Raw genomic sequence first — 19,038 nt, forward strand, 5'->3', positions numbered from 1 at the left:
ATCACACCTTTCGTTTTTTTAGCTTTTTAATATCTTCTTGCTTTGTTTAGTTGATTTTCCTTTGCTTCGAATGCTTTTTGCACAGACTCCTGCTCTGATACAGCTGCGATGCCAACATGCCACCATGAACCACCGTAACCGTCTGTCATCGTTTTTGGCAGCACTTTGATATCAATCAATGTGCTGACCGTTTGATGTTTTGCATCTTCAATCGCTGCTTTTAGCTCATCAAGTGTATACACTTCATACGTTTTTGCACCGTAAGCTGCTGCTGATTGAGCAAAATTGATTTTCATGATCTCGCCATCAAGCTGACCTGTCTTTTTATTTCTCATACGGAATTCTGTTGCAAAGCTGGAGATTCCGTTATCCATTTGAAGGTTGTTGATACAGCCAAAACCTGAGTTGTCAAAAAGCATAATGTTGATTTTATAACCTTCTTGAATACTCGTGACAAGCTCACTGTGTAGCATTAAGTAGCTCCCGTCTCCAGTCATCGCATATACTTCTTGGTCAGGTGCAGCCATTTTTGCACCGAATGCAGATGCGACTTCGTATCCCATACAAGAATAGCCATACTCTAAGTGGTACGTATTTCTCTCTTTTGCGACCCACATACGTTGCAAGTCACCTGGTAAACTCCCTGCTGCGCAAGTGATGATGCTATCTTTTGGAATCCATTCGTTAATGCAACCAAGAACGGTTGTTTGCGGGAGTGTTGTGTTTAATTCTTTTTTGTATTCTTCCATTTCTTCTTTGAAATGCCCTTTGATCTCTGGCTCAAAGTCATCGCCTGAGTATTCGATGTTGCGGAGTCTTTCAAGTTCTTGCTCCCACTTCGCTTTTGCTTCTTTAATCTCGTTCGTATAACCAGATTGATAGCCGTCTAGCGCTTTTCTTAATGCACGAAGTCCTAGTTTCGCATCAGCGATGATTTTTGTCGCTTCTAGTTTAGAAGCATGGAAGTCTGATAGATTAATTGTCAGGACATCTCTTTCTGCGTAAAAACGTTTGGATGATGTCGTAAAGTCAGTGAAACGAGTGCCTACACCGATGATCAGATCAGCATCATGTGAGATTTCGTTTGCCGAACTATTTCCTGTCACACCAAGTCCGCCAACGTTTAATGGGTGCGTGCTTTCAATTCCGCTCTTGCCAGCTTGTGTTTCACTAAATGGAATATTGAACGTTTCTGCAAATTGTTTGAATTCGTCAGCAGCCTCTGAATAGCGAACGCCTCCGCCAAGAATTAAGAGTGGTTTTTTCTTCGTTTTGATCAGCTCAGCCGCTTCTTCGATGCTTCTGGTAGAAGGCGCCTGCCGATCTAAGTAATGCGTACGTTCTTTAAAGAATGACATAGGATAATCCCATGCCTCGCCTTGTACATCTTGAGGTAAAGAGATGGTAACAGCACCTGTATCCATTTGATTTGTTAACACGCGCATGGCGCTGACCATTGCACTCATCAGCTGTTCTGGACGTGTAATGCGATCCCAATATTTGCTGACGGCTCGAAACGTATCATTTGTAGATAAGCTCAGATCATGCGTTTGTTCCATTTGTTGTAACACTGGATCTGGCTGACGAGTAGCAAAGACGTCACTTGGCAAAAGAAGAAGTGGAATTTGGTTCGCTGTTGCTGTTGCTGCCGCTGTCACCATATTGGCTGAGCCCGGGCCAACGGATGAAGAGCAAGCGATAATTTGTTTCCGGTGTTTTTGCTTTGCAAAAGCCATTGCCGCATGAGCCATTCCCTGTTCATTTCTTCCTTGATAGACTTCGAGTCTTCCTGGGTTTTCTTGAAGTGCTTGACCAATTCCTACAACGTTTCCATGACCAAAAATGGTGAAGATTCCTTTAATAAATGGTTCTCTCTTTCCATCGAACTCAACATATTGGGCATTTAAGAACTTGACCAATGCCTGACTCATTGTCAATCTAATTGTTTCCATCGTACTCCCTACCTTATCGTATAAATTTATTTCTGCTCTTGAGAGGGTCTCTCTTACTCAAACAGCCTCGCTTGTTTCAAACGTGTCAATCATCATGTCAATACTTATTCTTTGTCTGTCGCTACAATCAATTTAATATCGTTTTGTTCAATAAAGTTGACATACTGTGTATTTAATGGATCATCAGTGATTAAATAGTCTATCTCATCCAAACCGCAGTAGGTAACCATTGCATATTTGTCGAACTTCGTATGATCGACAAGTAAAAAAACATCTCTTCCTTTTTTTACAACTAGCTCCTTCATAGTTGTTTCGACAGGTGATGAGTTGGTGACACCATTAGAGATGGAGACACCTGTAGATGCCATGAATACTTTATCAAAGTTATATAGATTTAACTCCTCAGCTATAGAATAGTTGGAAAAGGATTTCGTCTTTCGTTCTAATTGTCCCCCTGTCGAAATCACTTGTAGCTGTTTATAAGGCATTGCTTGAACGATGAAATCCACGTTATTTGTCACAACTGTTACCTGTTTGTTGTGAATGAAATGTATGAGCTCCAGTGTTGTCGTACCAGAATCAATAAAGATCACATCTCCATCCTTCACCCAGCTTGCTGCCTCTCTTGCAATCAGACGTTTTTGCGCTTGATTTCTAATTTGTCTGTCTTGAAAGGCTTCAAGCTTCGCATGATTTGCAGCAACTCCTCCGTAGACCTTTTGAATATGTCCTTCGTTTACTAATTTTTGGACATCACGTCGAATGGTATTTTTGGAAACGTCAAATGTCTCGACAAGGTCGTCTAAAGATACAGACTGATTTTTCAAGATATATTCTTTGATTTGTTGAATTCTTTTCATTTTTAACATCGTGATCTTCCTTTTCATCATGGCTTATGGAAGGCGGCTTCATGTGATGTGATGGGTTTTTTATCTGATGCGCTGGCTAGATCCGAATTCCCTCATTTTCATTTTGACCACACTTTTAATAGCCTCTGTACCTGGCGTTAGGATGGTTTGTGGATCGTATATGTCAGCATCCTCTTTTAATTTAGAGCGTATAGCTTGATTCCAAGCTAGTAGACATTCTGTATTGACATTAATTTTCGCATGCCCTAATGAAATCGCTCGCTGAATTTGTTCGACCGGAATCCCAGAACCACCGTGGAGTACTAATGGGATATCTGTGCGTTCAGAAATATCTTTCATTTCTTCAAATCCAAGCTTTGGTTCACCTTGGTATGGCCCATGTACTGAACCAAGTGCTGCCGCAAGTGCGTCTACATTGGTTTCTTGTACAAGTCGATGACAGTCTAATGGATTAGCATATACAATGTTGCCAATCATCCCATCTTCCATACCACCGACTGAGCCAACTTCTGCCTCTACTGATACACCTCTTTTCATCGCATAGCTGACAACATCGTTTGTCATACGGATGTTTTCTTTTAAAGAAAAGGATGAACCATCAATCATGACAGAGCTGAAACCTGCTTCAATGGCTGATTGGCACCTAGCAACGCTCGCCCCGTGATCAAGGTGCAAAGCAACTGGAACTGTAATCGATAAATCTCTCATCAATCCCTCTACCATTCCAACAATCGTTTGAAAGCCACCTAGGTAATCAACAAGTCGATCAGAAGCTGCAACAATGACAGGAGAGTTCTCTTCTTCTGCGGCAAGTAGAATGGCTTTCGTCCATTGCAATCCATTGATATTAAACTGCCCAATAGCATATTTTGCTTGCTTCGCTTCTTTTAACATCTCTTTCATTGAAACTAATTTCACATCAGTTACAGTCATTATGAACACTCCTTCATGGCAATTAGACCCCCATTTTTGTAAGTACGTTGTTTGTCGTTTGTTTGGCTTTTTTAATGACTACTTCTGCATCAAGGTTGTAATAATCGGGTCTAAATAGCTCAACAGATACCACACCGTCATATCCTTTTTCTTTTAAGATGCTGAAAATCCCTTGAAGATCGATGGCGCCTTCACCTGGCCATACGCGATCTTCATCTGTTAAAAAGCCGATTGGGAAGTCCTCTGTATCATCGATATGGACGATAAAAATTTTTGAAATATCAACCTTTTGTAAATCCTCTAAACGTGAGCCCATTGCATGGAAATGAAAACAGTCTAGAACAAGCCCTACGTTGTCACAATTAACCTCTTCAATGATTTTGTAAGCTTGAGACAATGTGTTGACAGTACATTCAGGGTGACCTACGAATTCTAAAGCGATTTTTACTTCATAAGGAGCAGCGAGCGTAGAAAGTTCCTTTAACACGCTTACACAACTTTTATGAATCTCTGATTTGAGAAATTTTTCTTTTGTTACAAGTGGAACGGCAACTATGTAAGGTGCACCAATTGTTTTGGCCGTTTCAAGCATGTCTTTAAATGTTTGAATTGTCGCTTCGTATTGTTCTTTTGATTGATTATTGAAGAAGACGAGAGCATTTAAGGCAAGTGGTTTAATTGTGGTTGATTGAAAATAGTTGTTTAGATCCTCAAGTGAAGCAGTCTCAAGGTATTCTGGTAATTTATCCATTGTTCGAATTTCAATAAAATCATAACCGTGTTTTTCGCAAAGGTTTAAATCTTTTGATAAATTAGAATTTTTGAGAGTTGTCGCTTGGTTAAATGCAAGTTTCATTTATATACCTCTTTCATTAAGAAATTGTTTTATTATTTGATGTAACATCAACGCCTGAATGACCATGATTTCGGAAATTCGCTTCAAGTTCTTCTAATGTAAGCCCTTTCGTTTCTGGCAAGAATTTAGTAACAAACAATATTGACAAGATACCGAATCCAACGAAGATAAAGAATGTCACAGACAACCCAAGTTGAGATAGTAGAATAGGGAACGTTAGACCGACTAAGAAATTAACAATCCAAAGGCAGAAAACTGTGACACCCATGCCGAGCCCTCTAAGGCGGAGTGGAAATATCTCAGACAACATGAGCCAAGTCACTGGAGAAATTGCACCTTGTTGGAACGCAAGGAAGGTAATGGTTAATAATAACACGATATATGGAAGTAATTCTGACCCAGCAAAAAGATTTGAAAAAATTCCGATGAAAAGTAATGTTGTCGTTGTACCGATTAATCCTGTAATGAGCATAGGGCGGCGTCCGATTTTGCCTAGCAAGACAATTCCTACAATTGTCGCGATAACCGAAATAATACCATTTCCAATGTTACCAATCAACGCTGCTTTTGTATCAAAGCCGGCACCTCTTAATATCTCGGTTCCATAATACATAATAGAGTTGACACCAGTTATTTGTTGGACAATCGCAATCCCTACTCCGATGAGTACAAGCCTTCTCACCCAAGAAATAGAGAAATCTTTAAAGGTTGCTTTGTCAAGGTTCTTTTCTTTTTCATAGGCATTTTCAATCTCACTAAGCTCTCTTTCTGCATCTACCTTTGAGCGAATCTTTTGTAGCACTTGCAGGGCTTCATCTCTTTTCCCACTAGTGACAAGCCACCTTGGGCTTTCAGGGACTCTCAACATGCCAAAGAATAAAATGATCGCTGGAAGAGCAGCAATCGGTAGCATAATTCGCCATACAAATGGGTTCTCTCCTAATAAGTTACCAATGATAGCATTGAAAACGAATGCAAGTAATTGACCTGTTACGATCATCAATTCATTTTGTGTAACGATTCTTCCGCGCTGATTCGCAGGTGACATTTCTGCTAAGAAAGTTGGCACTGCAACAGATGCTCCCCCAACTGCTAGGCCAAGGAGGAATCGGAAAATAATCATAATTTCTGCATTCGGTGAAACCGTACAACCGATCGTGGAAAAAAAGAACATCGCTGCGAGAGAAAAAATCGTTCTACGCCTGCCATAACGGTCTGATAACCGACCGCATATCACTGCCCCAAATGCTGCCCCAAAAAGTAATGCACTTGTCACTAAACCTTGTGTAAGCGCTGTTAAATTGAGCTGCCCTGGTTGTGACATATATGGTAATGCCCCATTTAAGACGCCAGTATCATATCCGAAAAGAAGTCCGCCAAAAGTCGAAATTAAAATAATCGCCCTAAGATTTTGGTGTTGGTTGACTTGTTTATTCATGCTCGTTTTCTCCTGTTCTATTTTAAGTATGGATCACTAATTTCTCATCAATATACTTACGAGCCAACAGCGCATATTCAAGTGGATGTGCAATTGAAGGATCTTGCTCAGCTTCAACCACAATCCATCCGTTATAACCATTTTCTAATAGAACGCGGTATACTTCTTCAAAATTAATACATCCGTCACCTGGAACAGTGAAAATACCTTTAAGAAAGGATTGTAGAAAAGGCAAATCTTCTTGCTTACAAAGGTCCATTATTTCTTTTCTAACATCCTTAAAGTGAACATGATGTATGCGGTCAATATGTGTATGCAATAGGAGCATATAATCGCCATCTGATACGAAAATATGACCAGTATCATATAGAAGATGAACATATTTTTCGTCCGTTCCTTCTAATAAACGAGTAATATCTGATAAGGTTTGAACCCCTGTGCCAAGGTGATGATGGTACACAAGTTTCAGATTGAAAGCGTTAGCAATTTTGCCTAACTCATTTATTCCTGTGCAGAGTAAGTCCCATTCTTTATCCGAAAAAGTGGGTTGATTTTTGTAAACACTCACTTCTTTTTTTTGAATAGAGTACGTTTGTTCAGATACAACCGCTACACTTGCATTTACTTCTTGTAAATATCGACAATGATCAGTAAATTTTTTTTTCGTCATCTCTAGTCCGTCTTGTATGATGTAACTACTAAACCACTTGCCTGCAATTTTTAGATTACGTAATTGAAGCTCTTTATTTAAAATGTTGGGTTCGGGGAAAAAACCACCTACTTCAGTTCCTTGAAAACCAGCGACACATATATCGCTTAATAAGTGAGATAATGTATTATCAGCTCCTATCGTTGGAATATCATCATTCCTCCAGCCAATCGGAGCAATGCCCCACGAAATACAGTTCGGGTTGGTCACGCGTTTGTCAGCCTCCTTTATGACTAAATACTTGAAAAATAGAGTTAACCATAAGTTTTTCAAAAAATAATCATATTTTTGGTTAACTTATGGTTAACTTTGAAATAATCATAATATCAAAAGCGCTTTCAGTCAATTGTTTTTCTAAATTTTTTCATTATTTTAACTATTCATCACGAAAAAAAGCCTGATGCAATTGCACCAGACTAGACACCTATTAAAATTAAAGGCTATACATTGGATTTAATTTTAATGATAGCTTCTCCATATTGTTTCATGGCACGATTGAGTTCTTTCAGCATAGCTTGAACATTTTTTTTCAAACTTCATGACCCCTTTATGCTTCATTCTCTTTTCATTATGAAGATGATGATTTCGTTTGGCAAAGTCAATGTATGCGCCAACATTCTTCATGAAAACGCAAACAACACTTGAAAACTTATGCATGTCTCATTTTCCTGCAATTTTTACAGGTTTTCTTTACTTGTGAATATTCATTGAAAAAGATCACTAATCTGTTCTTAGCCTTGTCAACTTGGCGAATATAAAAAACTTAAAATTGCCAGTGTGTGACGGTATTCTATCGGAGTACACTGATTTAATTTTTTCAGGATTCGGGAAAGGTGTTTCCATCAAATATTGAATTGAGTGTGTTTCATTTATTTCGTGACATAAAAGGACGATACCTAGCTATTAATGATCTGAATGATTTTTTGTTTAGCATCTTTTGCTTCTGGGATTAGCATGACAACAAACACATGAAGCATTTCCAGATAAACGTAGGTGTTGATCTCAATTCCTTGCTCTGTTAGTTTTTCATCAAGTTTTATCGCATCTGGATATAAAGCTTCGTGTGTGCCAATAAATGAGTGATTTTCCCCAGTCCTTTAAAATCTCCGTAGATTGGGCTGATCAATGAGTCTGTTGGGTGTTTATCAGCAGCCCATATGTTTGTAATGACTTCCATTCCTTCACGAGCCAGCATCTGATTTTTTTCAGCATATTCAGGGAGTAACTAACGATTTAGCCCCTTTTATGAATTCAATTTTTAATAGGTCATCTTCTGTATATAATCGATAACCATTAGAATAGCGTATTGGGACAGGTAAAATGCCGTTTTCTTCATAGTACCGAATGGCAGCAGCGCTTATTCCTGTTCTTTTTGCAAGTTCACCTTTTGTCATCAGCTCTATTCCTATGTTCGTATTTTTCATGTATAGGTTAGTCACCTGTTGATATTTCCATTATAAAGGTTGAAGTAAACTACAAGGTCAAGAATAAGGTCAAAAATATGGATATGTGATTTTCAATTTAGCCTTTTGAAACGGAAATGCCACTATTTATTCATTTTTAAGGTTGCTGTAAGGTTCGGATTAATACAGGTTAAGGTTGAGGTTGTACAATGGGTTTGTAAGGAAGTGAGGGATGAGTCGAATGATTCTCCTCCCTTCTAAATTAATCATAGAGGTGAAAAGTTTTGAGAGAAAATAAAATTTTGTCTTCATTATGTTACTTCAGTATCTTTTTTGCACCGTTTCTGTTTCCGATTATCGTCTACTTCTTAGGAAAGGATGAAGTGAAATATCATGCGAAAAAGTCACTATGGACGCATGTTATTCCTTATTTGATTTTCGGTATTGGTATTGTCGGTTCAGGTTTACTTGGCATGAACGATATCAGTCATGCTGGTCCGTTCTTAATTGCTACGTATGCTCTGACATTCCTTGTGGCGATTTACTTCTTCATTTGGAACATTGTGATAGGCATTAAAGTGTTTTCAGAATAATAATAGATGAAAAAACGGTTCTGTCATTGAGCAGAACCGTTTTTTGTATGTCTATTCAAGTGGGTAATTGGATATCAATCGTTGTTCCTTCTCCAATTATACTTTGTATCGTAATATCTCCGCCGTGTTTTTGGATAATATCTTTTGCAATCGCCATTCCAAGACCAGAGCCAGCATGTGTCCCTGCTGTATTCGTCCCTCTATAGTAGCGGTCAAACACTTTTTCTAGCTCTGCCTCTTCAATTCCTTTGCCGTTGTCTTTAATTGTGATGTGGGTATGTTCTTTTTGCTCAAGCTGTACAATGATTTTCACATCAGCATCATTGTGGACAAGGGCATTTAAAATGAGATTGGTGACTGCTCTTCGTATGAGGACCGTATCAATATTCAGCATGAGCTTGTCTACATTCGTTTGCAGCTCAATGCTTTGATCTGCATATCTCGAATCGTTTAGGATATCAATTAACGTTTTACGCAGCAACGGCACAATGTTCACAAGCTCTTTATGTAGCATCACGTCGTTATTTTTCAGCCTTGTTGTTAAATTTAGATCCTCCATGACATCTTTAATGTACAGTGATTTATTCTCTATGATGCTGGCATAATGCATCATCTCTTGATCTGAAAGAGGATAATTTCGATCCTTCATGATTTCAGCATAGCCTTGAATAGAGGATAATGGCGTTTTAATATCATGAGAAATATGGCTGATCCATTCTTCCCGCATTTGCTCTAGTTTGTCTTTTTCTTTTTTGCTTGAAGCGAGCTGCTCTGATAAGTGATTGACATTATAGAAGACATCTTTATAAATTCCTTTAGCAGGCAGATTTGTCGTGTAATCTCCGTTTGCCAGCCGCTGGATGCTATGAATGGCACGGCCGAGCGGTTTTGTGAGCTGCCGGCTGAATAAGTAACCAATGAGTAACGCTATGATGGCATCAATTGATAATAAAATCATCGTCCCGATATTGAATCTTGTTACTAAATCCTTCGTGTCAAACGAGAATAGGTATTTTCCGATGGAAGGGTCTTTAAAACCGATAAAGTAGCTGTATTCTTTGCTCTTTACTTTTTTTCCGCCAGCATAAATGGTCGATAATAATTGCTTATCTTTATATTTATGTAAGTTCACGATTTCTATCGGTGTATATTTGTTCTTTAATCCTTTAGGTGCCTGCGCATGATACACGTTTTGGCCATTTTCGTCTAAAATTTGAATCCATGCATTCTGTTGTTTTAAGGCTTTCTGCCCTTCTTTGTTTACGGTTATCCCTTGATCAGAAAAAGAGATGTATTGTTCAAATGATCTTGTGAAGGTTTCGGGCGTATTTTCCTCGTTATGCTGGCTGTTTGCCTGAAGTACGAGCCAAATCATAAATACGAATAAGTTGATAAAGACCGTGATAATGGTCACGATAATGACAGAGACCATATACCTGCCTGTTAATCGCCATTTCATCCTTACGCATCCTTTACAACAAATTTATAGCCAAGCCCTTTGACTGTGACGAGAAACTCTGGTGTTGACGGGGAATTTTCTATTTTTTCCCGAAGTCTTCGGATATGAACCATTACCGTATTGTCAGAACCGAAGAAGTCTTCCCCCCAAACAGTTTGATAAAGCGTTTCTTTACTGATGATGCGGTTCGGGTGCTGCAAGAAGTAGGTCATCAGCAGAAGCTCTTTCGGTGTGAGCTCAATGACCGCGCCATTTTTCTTCAGTTCTGCTTGCTGTTCGTTTAACTCAAACGGCCCTTTTTTGATGACGGGATCCGCTTGAGATGACTGCAAGTATGAGAGCCGTCTCAGCTGCGCTTTCACCCGGTAGGCGACTTCCTTTGGACTGAACGGTTTTGTAATGTAGTCATCCCCGCCGATGGCAAGACCTACAATTTTGTCTGATTCCTCTCCCTTTGCTGATAAAAAGATAATCGGAACATGGGAGGTCTCTCTGATTTGTCTGCAAATATCATAGCCTTCACCGTCTGGCAGCATAATATCAAGTATGACAAGATCAGGCTGTTCTTGGTGGAATTTCGTGAGCCCATCACGGGCAGTTGAAGCTGTTATAACGCGATCAATGCCTTCTCTTGTTAATACTGTGTTGATTAATTCCAAAATTTCTTTTTCGTCATCGATCATTAATACTTTGCTTTGATGCTTTGGCATACATTGATCACTCTCCTGAAGTCATTGCCATTATTATACCCAATGTAAGAACATAGTGAAAAAATCAACTTCCTATTTGCATAAAAAAAGCCAATTTTCTTTTGAAATGAGAAAATTGGCTTTTGGTGATTCAATTGATTCTAGCGTTTGACTACAAATGTTGTCACACTTTGAGCCGGGAGATGAGCCCAAAATTGATTACCTGATATATTTAAGTCTGTACCGGGCTGAAGGTTACTGTTGCTGCTTGTAATCCATCTTGATGCTTGCGAAGCAGTTCCATTTTGCATCACAAAGTGCTGATTGACTCCTGTATTGTTTTTGTTAATCGCGACAATGACAACCTGATTGTTTCCTTTGTAGGCAGATACGAAAACATTTGGTTCAGGACTTTTCGTTGCATCAATTCTGACGTATCCTGGGCGTACAAACTTGGAGAAATGCGCCATGTTGTAACCGCGTTTACTGATCAGGCCATCTTCCTTCATAGGGCCGTAGGATCTGCGGATGTACCACCAAACATATGCCTGAAAGTCCCCTTCTACCATCGAATGGTGAATATGCTCTGAAACCCCTAATGCCTCAGGCCAGCGGTCCGCTGAATTGTTATCGCTATTCGGGTAGTAGACCTCTGTCATCCAAAGCTCCTTCCCCCCTCCTTTTTGTTTGAAAAGAGGATATGGAAGCTGGCTGATTTGGGTTCCGTACAAATGGGCTCCGAGAATGTCCATATTTCCAAGCGCTTGCGGATCATTTAAGATAGGATCTGATATATTTTTAAGGTATTGAAAGGATTCTGGCGCAATCACGCGGGCATTAATGGAGCCGGCATTTTCTCTCATGAAACGCAGGATTTCCTGAGGAGTCCACCATGTCCATTCATGTGCATAATCAGGCTCGTTTTGTACTGATATCGCATAGAGATTGACGCCATTATTTTTCATATACGTCACAAAATCGTTCAGATGCTGAGCATATGCAGCGTATTGATTGTATCTCAGCCGCTTTGCAGTTGTACCATTACGGTTGAAAGTCTCGACCATATGGCTTGGAGGATTCCAAGGTGAAGCGATCACTAAAGCTCCATGCTCTATTGCTCTTTTGGCTGTGGCGACCTCTCTGTGCCAATTATTTCTGTTCTCATCTACAAAAATTCTTAGAATGGAAAACCCTAATTGATTCTGCCCATTGCCAAAGGCGGTTTCCCTTTGAGGTCCGGTCAAATCACCAATCCAAGCCGGATGGTTCATTCCGCCAAAGCCGCGAATTACTTGTCTTTCTGCATTGATATTAATATTGGCATCTGCTGCTGAAACTTCAGATGCGCCAGGTCCGATGAACATGACAGACAGCATGGTGAAGCAGATCAATAAAGTACAGATTGTTTTTTTGATCATTGACATCAAATTTTTCCACTCTCCTATCATTTTCTCATCCTTTGTTATTGAGTAAACCGCCAGGAATCAAACTGAAATAGGTTTGCACCTGTTCCAGTAAAGACAAAAAATACGTTGTGCACGCCAGCTGCTCCGTTTACAGTTGTTTCTACTTCTCGCCAGTTGTTCGTTCCGCCTGTGGAAGGGACATTTAATGTTCCGACGAGTCTGCCGTCAGGGCTTCCGAGGCGTACTTCTATTTTTCCGCCTGTATTTGATGCTACATTCGCTTTAAATGTTCTTGCGCCGTTTAATCCGAAATCGACGTTACTGGCAGCCACCCAATCTCCGTTTTGAATGTTTGTGACATGCTGGTTATTGACCGGTCCGCCTGGAGCTGAAGAGGCCTCTGTCAAAATGCGTCCATTCCATGCAAATGTTTCAGCTTCTACCCGCTGATAAGGATTCAGGTTGGAAAGCTGTTTGACCCCTTCAAAATTGGCTGCAACCTCTCGAAGGGAGCCGTCAGCATTATGCACAAGCTTATTAATATGCGGAGATCTGTAGCCTTTTCCTGCCCCGTATAAAGCAGAGCTGACCGTTTGGGTATGATACACGACATACCACTCGTTTTTAAAATTGAACACCGCATGATGGTTGTTACCGCCTCCGCCAAAAAATGCACCCGGATTTTTCAGGAAATGCCCTCTATACGTAAATGGACCCATCGGACTTGAGCTCGTCATATAACCGATCTCACCAGGTGGTTTATCTGCTGGGTGGGAGCCGCCAAAGTTGATGCAATAGGAATAGTAATAGGTTCCGTTATACTTATGCATCCCTGAGTCTTCAAACATAAAAGGAGCATCAATGGTCGAGGCGCTACTGGCAACACTTGTCATATCAGGCCCTAGTTTTAAGACTCTTGCTGTTTTAGGATTGGCCCATTGTCCCTGCGTTGGATTAGAACCGCCTGGTACGCCTCCACCGGCATATAAATAACCAGTGCCGTCATCATCTACAAAAACGGCTGGATCAAACAGCCATACCACCCCGGACATTCCTGGTGTATTTGGCGTGACAAGCGCTTTTCCGATAGGATCTGTCCATGGACCGATTGGGGAATCTGCTGTCAGAACACCAATCCCTCCGCCGCTGTTCGCAAAATAAAGGAAAAATTTATCTTTCCCATTGATTTTTTTCACCGCCGCTGATGGAGCCCAGGAAGCACCTGCCCATTTAGCAATCCCTTTGCCGCCATTTGCCCCATTTGCACCGGCTACTGGAATTGCGCCATGATCTGTCCAGTTCACCATATCTGCTGAAGAGATGACGAAGACCCTATTCAAATTGGCAAAAGAATTATCTTTAATCGTACCGTTGCTGTGATATTCATAGTCATCACTCGACATATAAATGTACACTCTTCCGTTATAGGTGAGCGCAAACGGATCAGCGCCCAAGTGGTGGTCTATGAGCGGGTTTGCATTTCCTACACGTTTTGCAATTGTTGTGCTTGCCGCACTCGCATCATATACCGGTAAACAACTCAGTACCAAAGCAAAAATCAATAAACCAACGCCGCACTTCATCCTCGTCCTCATCGTTTCATTTCCTCCTGTTTTCATCTTCCTAATATTGGGGTTTAAGCCCAATTTCAAAATATGTTGATAGATACTGATGAAGAATGAATAGAAAGAATGATTTCTAGTGCAAATCCTTGCTGTAATCATGATGAAAACCCTTACTTTTTGACTAGAAGACAACAAAAAATGCAGTTCTCCTTTTGGAACTGCATTTTCTAAGTTAATTGATGAGTGTTGATCACATATAACGAGCGGTCACCATCTTCTTTCTTGTGTAAAACTCCACTCCGTCTGTTCCATTGGCGTGCAAATCCCCGTAGAAAGAATCCTTCCAGCCGGAAAACGGGAAAAATGCCATTGGTGCGGGAACACCGATATTGACGCCGAGCATCCCTGCTTCAATATTTTCGCGAAATTCTCTGATGCTTGATGCACTGTCTGTGTACAGGCAGGCACCGTTCGCAAATTTTGATTGATTAGACAGGTCGATCGCTTCTGTCAGTGAAGAGACACGAACTATTGATAAGACTGGGGCGAAAATCTCGTCCTGCCAAATTTTCATTTGATTTGTCACATGGTCAAAGATCGTTGGTCCAACGAAATACCCTTTTCCATTTGTTTCGTGATCTTTCCTGCCATCTCGAATGAGACTTGCGCCTTCTTCAATCCCTGACTGAATGTATTGAAGCGTTCGCTCCTTATGTTCCTCTCGAATGACTGGACCAAGAAAGACCTCTTCATTTATTCCGTTTCCAATGACAAGCTTATTCGATTCATCAACTAATTTTTGAATGAGATCATCTGCCACTTCTTCTTCCACTGCGACAACGGCCGCGGCCATGCAGCGCTCTCCTGCTGATCCAAAGGCAGCACCAATGATTTGTTTCGTTGCCGCGTCTAAATCTGCATCTTTGAGAACAATGGAGTGATTTTTTGCTCCTGCAAGTGCTTGGACACGTTTGCCATGCTCTGTGCCTTTTTTATAGACGTATTCTGCAACTGGCTGAGAGCCGACAAATGAAATGGCTTTGACCTTTTGGTGTTCAAGCAGACCATTGACGACATCATGAGCTCCATTGACAATGTTGAGAACCCCTTTTGGAAGACCAGCTTCTTCAAATAATTCGGCTAATCGTGCGGCAAGAATCGGCGTGCGCTCTGAAGGTTTTAAAACAAACGTATTTCCGCAGGCTATGGCAAGCGGGAACATCCAGCAAGGCACCATCATTGGAAAGTTAAATGGCGTAATGCCGCCGATGACGCCAATTGGATAGCGGTACATGCCTGATTCAAGTCCAGTCGCAATATCTGGCAGCTGTTTTCCCATCATTAAGGTTGGTGCGCCCGCAGCAAATTCCACACATTCAATCCCGCGCTGAACTTCTCCTTTTGCCTCAGTTACACTTTTTCCGTTTTCAATCGTTACGAGTTCAGCTAGCTCATCCCAGTTCTCAACGAGTAACTGCTGGTATTTAAATAAAATGCGTGCACGCCGGGGAACAGCGGTCTTAGACCAAGTGGTAAACGCTTCTTGTGCTGCTTGTACCGCACGTTCGACATCTGTTTTTGTTGAAAGCGGCACTTCCGCAATGATCTCGCCAGTAGCTGGGTTATATACTTCCTCTGTTTGACTAGTTTCTGCCTCAATCCATTGTCCGCCAATATAATTTTTCAACATTTGTACATCTGTTTTGGTCATGTTCCCTCTCTCCTCTTTGTTAAAGAATGTCATGCTTAAAGGGTGTGTATGTATCGTCATTGTCTCATCTAACGGGCATTCATCTGTATACACTCTTTGTCAAATCAAACGGCAGTTTTGGTTTACGTTGTGATAAACCGCTTTAGTCAGGCTCTTGTTCAACACAGATTGGTTTGTTTGTGACATTTAACACTAGAATACCGAAATTTCATGATGTGTTTTTGATTAACTATTGGGTAACTTTAATGGGTCTCAGTCAATCCTCTTTTTGCTTCATAAGAAAAACCTGATGCGCGGTGCATCAGGTAGAGGCTGGTTCATTTCTGTTATTTGGTTGATGCGGCATAGTGATTTGGTTCTATATAATTTGGCAGCATCTCTCCATGTGCTTCAATGAGTTCATCACATAATTGAATGGTGTCATCAATTGATAGTTCAGCGCTTGTGTGTGGATCTAGTAATGCCGCTTGATAAATGTGTTCTTTTTTCCCGCTGATTGCTGCTTCGATGGTCATGAGCTGTGAACTAATATTGGTCCGGTTGAGTCCAGCCAATTGTTCAGGGATCTCTCCGACAAAGCATGGCATGATGCCGCTTCGATCTGCCACACACGGCACTTCGACACACGCTTTTTCAGGCAGGTTGTGAATGAGCCCGCCTGTGTTCAGCACATTTCCGGCAAATTTAAAGGGAACGTTCGTTTCAATCGCTTCAATGATACGTGAACCATATTCTTTTGAGCGAGTATGTGTGATCTGTGTATTGCCCACAAGGTCATGCTTCATTGTATTCCAATTGTTGATTTGTTCCTCGCAGCGTCTCGGGTATTCATCGAGCGGAATGTTAAACTGACCGATTAGTTCTGGGTACCGTGATTTGATGAAATATGGATGGTATTCGGCATTGTGCTCTGAGGATTCTGTGACATAGTAGCCGAATTTATCCATCAGTTCAAAGCGTACCATATCATGATGCCTCGATTGCTGCTTTTCTTTTGCCCGTCTTTTGATTTCTGGATACAAGTCTTTTCCGTCCCGTTTTACCTCTAATAACCATGCCATATGGTTAATACCGGCAATTTTTTCTTCAATGCCTTCATGTTCCATTTCAAGAGATTCAAATAGGTCCTTTGTACAGACTTGCACACTATGACAGAGACCAATCGTTTGAACCTGAGTATAGCGCAGCATCGCACCTGTCAGTGTGGCCATTGGGTTCGTGTAATTTAACAATAAGGCATTTGGACAAACCTCTTCCATGTCCTTTGCAAATTCCAGCATGACAGGAATCGTTCGAAGGGAGCGGAAGATGCCGCCGATCCCTACCGTATCCGCAATCGTTTGTCTTAATCCGTATTTTTTAGGTATTTCAAAATCAATGACAGTACTTGGCCGGTAGCCTCCAACTTGGATGGCATTGATAACATATTTTGCATCCTTTAAGGCTTCTTTGCGGTTGTGATAGGACTGGATGGTCACGTTTGCACCGTAATTTGCTTTTAAATGCGAGAGCATTGTTTCTGATTCTTTCAGCCGGTTGTGGTCGATATCATATAATGCGAATTCAAACCCTGCAAGGGCGGGAACAAACAGACAATCTCCTAATATATTCTTAGCAAACACGGTACTCCCTGCACCGATAAATGTAATTTTAGACATAGACGACTCTCCTTTTCACATCCATATTGGGCTAGCCTTTGACAGAGCCTTGTGAAAGCCCTGCGATAAAATATTTTTGCAAAAGTAAAAACATCGTGACCATTGGCAGCATCGCAATGAGTGCAGCTGCCCCAACGAGCTGAAGCTGATGCTGATTTTGACCAAAAAAATGGGATAAGGCGACTGTGAGTGTATGCATCTCTTTATCTTGCAAAAAGAAGATAGCAAATTGATAGTCGTTCCAAATATACACGCAGGCAATGATTAATACAGAAGCGGTAATGGGCTTCAGAAGCGGAAAAACGACTGTGAAAAAAACTCTGAGTGTCCCTGCACCATCAATACGGGCAGCTTCTTCAAGCTCCTTTGGAATTGTCGACCGGATAAAGCCTGCGTATAAGAAAATTGTCAGCGGCAAAAAAGCAGCCACATTATTTAAAACAGCAATTTGATAGGTGTTCATCATCCCGATTTGAACGACCATTTTATAGAGCGGGACAAGGGCTGTAAGCGGTGGAATGACCATAATGGCAATAAATAAAACATAGACCGCTTTATTCAGCCTTGTGTTCCTTCTTGCAAGCGGATAGGCTGCAAGAGATCCAAAGATAATGAGCAATACAGCGGAACTGAACGTAATGATCACTGTATTCAAAAAGGACTGGCCAAGCTGAGCCTCTGTCCATGCTGTGCGGAAGTTTTCAAGATGCAGCGTTTTTGAAAACAGCCATTTTGAACTAAAATCTCCTATCCCCTTTAATGATGTCGTCACCAAAATATAAAATGGAATGAGGTGCAGCAATGTGATCAATAGTGCGAGGACGGAGTACCATCTTTTCTTGCGTTTATAGGCGTTATCCATCACACCTCGGTCTCCTTTCGTTTGAAATAAATCAGCGCTGCGACACTAATGACAAGGATGATGACCGCCATGAACACCCCTTGCGTCGCTGCATAGCCTGCATCCTGACGTTTGAAATACAGATCATACATAAAGGTCGACATAGATTGCGAGGAATCTCCAGGTCCGCCGCCCGTGAGTGCCACAATGACATCAAAGAGCTTGAGCCCGCCAATGACATTCAGCACAACATTAATGGTGATCGACGGCATAAGCAGCGGCAATGTAATCCGCCTGAATTGCTGGAAGCTGGATGCGCCGTCTAATTGCGCCGCTTCATAATAATCCTTAGGAATACTTTGAAGTCCTGCTAAATAAATGATCATCGCAATCCCGACGAATTGATATGTGTTGACAAGCACAATGATCCATGTGTTGAATTCCGGGTTGCCGAGCGCATTTATTTGATCAAATCCAAAAAGCGTCACCACATCATTTAAGGCACCACCTTGGTAAGCAAACACAAAATACCAAATATAGCCCATCGCAATCGGGCTGATCATGACAGGTAAATAGATGACCGTTCTTGTGATGGCTTTCATCTTTAAGCTTTGATTTAATAAAAGAGCATATCCAAGTCCGATGATATTTTGTAAGACAGTGCTCCCGATTCCATAGAGAAGCGTGTTTTTGACAACAAGCCATGTCGCTTGATCCTGAAGCAGCCGCCCATATTGCTCAAGACCAATCCATTGATAAGTTTGTGAGAAACCGTTCCAATTCGTAAAAGAAAGCTGAATGCCGTTTAAAAAAGGATAAATGATAAAGGTACTGACGACGAGAACAGCTGGCATGTACATCCACCAAAGTGATGAATTCTGGCGTTTTTGTATCTTTTGTTTTGGTAAAGAGGTGAATGCGGCGGGCTGTTTTGCTTTTGTGATGTCATTCATTGG

General features: G+C 41.1%; 15 protein-coding genes and 2 pseudogenes. 1 reads left to right on the top strand and 16 read right to left on the bottom strand.

The window, feature by feature from the left end:
- Window positions 1-26: 26 nt before the first annotated feature.
- From iolD to NSQ25_RS09055, 8 genes and pseudogenes are all read right to left on the bottom strand, one after another.
- Entirely contained in the window at window positions 27-1,952 is a 1,926-nt protein-coding gene (gene iolD, locus NSQ25_RS09020) for a 3D-(3,5/4)-trihydroxycyclohexane-1,2-dione acylhydrolase (decyclizing) (RefSeq protein WP_024427116.1), read from the bottom strand.
- A gap of 104 nt (window positions 1,953-2,056) precedes the next feature.
- Window positions 2,057-2,821, bottom strand: coding sequence for a DeoR/GlpR family DNA-binding transcription regulator (locus NSQ25_RS09025; RefSeq protein WP_024427117.1), 765 nt, complete (start codon window positions 2,819-2,821; stop codon window positions 2,057-2,059).
- Window positions 2,822-2,881: 60 nt separating this feature from the next.
- Window positions 2,882-3,739, bottom strand: a complete 858-nt coding sequence (gene fba / locus NSQ25_RS09030) for a class II fructose-1,6-bisphosphate aldolase (RefSeq protein ID WP_024427118.1) — start codon at window positions 3,737-3,739, stop codon at window positions 2,882-2,884.
- A 37-nt stretch (window positions 3,740-3,776) separates the two neighbouring features.
- The gene (locus NSQ25_RS09035) at window positions 3,777-4,610 is read right to left on the bottom strand and encodes a sugar phosphate isomerase/epimerase (protein ID WP_326136359.1); all 834 of its coding nucleotides are present in this window, start codon (window positions 4,608-4,610) and stop codon (window positions 3,777-3,779) included.
- A gap of 16 nt (window positions 4,611-4,626) precedes the next feature.
- Window positions 4,627-6,048: a sugar porter family MFS transporter gene (locus tag NSQ25_RS09040; RefSeq protein ID WP_024427120.1), complete on the bottom strand. Its 1,422-nt coding sequence runs from the start codon at window positions 6,046-6,048 to the stop codon at window positions 4,627-4,629.
- Between the two features lie 22 nt (window positions 6,049-6,070).
- A complete protein-coding gene (iolE, locus tag NSQ25_RS09045) occupies window positions 6,071-6,967 on the bottom strand; it encodes a myo-inosose-2 dehydratase (RefSeq protein ID WP_326136358.1) in 897 nt (298 codons plus the stop codon).
- Between the two features lie 686 nt (window positions 6,968-7,653).
- A pseudogene (locus NSQ25_RS09050) lies at window positions 7,654-7,994 on the bottom strand (alpha/beta hydrolase); the annotation flags it as partial.
- Between the two features lie 55 nt (window positions 7,995-8,049).
- Window positions 8,050-8,181, bottom strand: a pseudogene (locus tag NSQ25_RS09055) (MerR family DNA-binding transcriptional regulator); the annotation flags it as partial.
- A gap of 263 nt (window positions 8,182-8,444) precedes the next feature.
- On the opposite strand from NSQ25_RS09055, the gene NSQ25_RS09060 reads away from it, so the two are divergent.
- Window positions 8,445-8,753, top strand: coding sequence for a DUF4870 domain-containing protein (locus tag NSQ25_RS09060; RefSeq protein WP_326136357.1), 309 nt, complete (start codon window positions 8,445-8,447; stop codon window positions 8,751-8,753).
- A 55-nt stretch (window positions 8,754-8,808) separates the two neighbouring features.
- On the opposite strand, the gene NSQ25_RS09065 is transcribed toward NSQ25_RS09060, so the two are convergent.
- The 8 genes from NSQ25_RS09065 to NSQ25_RS09100 form a co-directional block, all read right to left on the bottom strand.
- On the bottom strand, window positions 8,809-10,212 hold the full coding sequence (locus tag NSQ25_RS09065) for a HAMP domain-containing sensor histidine kinase (protein ID WP_326136356.1): 1,404 nt from the start codon (window positions 10,210-10,212) through the stop codon (window positions 8,809-8,811).
- Between the two features lie 2 nt (window positions 10,213-10,214).
- A complete protein-coding gene (locus tag NSQ25_RS09070) occupies window positions 10,215-10,922 on the bottom strand; it encodes a response regulator transcription factor (protein ID WP_061109948.1) in 708 nt (235 codons plus the stop codon).
- Between the two features lie 140 nt (window positions 10,923-11,062).
- Window positions 11,063-12,328, bottom strand: coding sequence for a glucuronoxylanase (locus NSQ25_RS09075; protein ID WP_326136353.1), 1,266 nt, complete (start codon window positions 12,326-12,328; stop codon window positions 11,063-11,065).
- Between the two features lie 35 nt (window positions 12,329-12,363).
- Entirely contained in the window at window positions 12,364-13,902 is a 1,539-nt protein-coding gene (locus tag NSQ25_RS09080; RefSeq protein WP_326136350.1) for a glycoside hydrolase family 43 protein, read from the bottom strand.
- Between the two features lie 220 nt (window positions 13,903-14,122).
- A complete protein-coding gene (locus tag NSQ25_RS09085; RefSeq protein WP_326136348.1) occupies window positions 14,123-15,583 on the bottom strand; it encodes a CoA-acylating methylmalonate-semialdehyde dehydrogenase in 1,461 nt (486 codons plus the stop codon).
- A 326-nt stretch (window positions 15,584-15,909) separates the two neighbouring features.
- Window positions 15,910-17,241 carry an alpha-glucosidase/alpha-galactosidase gene (locus NSQ25_RS09090; protein ID WP_326136346.1) on the bottom strand — a complete coding sequence of 444 codons (1,332 nt, stop codon included), beginning with the start codon at window positions 17,239-17,241 and terminating at the stop codon, window positions 15,910-15,912.
- A gap of 31 nt (window positions 17,242-17,272) precedes the next feature.
- Complete coding sequence (locus NSQ25_RS09095) at window positions 17,273-18,103, bottom strand: carbohydrate ABC transporter permease (RefSeq protein WP_326136345.1); 831 nt, start codon at window positions 18,101-18,103, stop codon at window positions 17,273-17,275.
- On the bottom strand, window positions 18,103-19,035 hold the full coding sequence (locus tag NSQ25_RS09100) for a sugar ABC transporter permease (RefSeq protein WP_326136344.1): 933 nt from the start codon (window positions 19,033-19,035) through the stop codon (window positions 18,103-18,105). Before NSQ25_RS09100 ends, NSQ25_RS09095 begins: the two co-directional genes overlap by 1 nt.
- Between the last annotated feature and the right edge of the window lie 3 nt (window positions 19,036-19,038).

The sequence above is a fragment of the Bacillus sp. FSL R5-0512 genome (assembly GCF_038593295.1).
GTDB lineage: Bacteria > Bacillota > Bacilli > Bacillales > Bacillaceae > Bacillus > Bacillus safensis.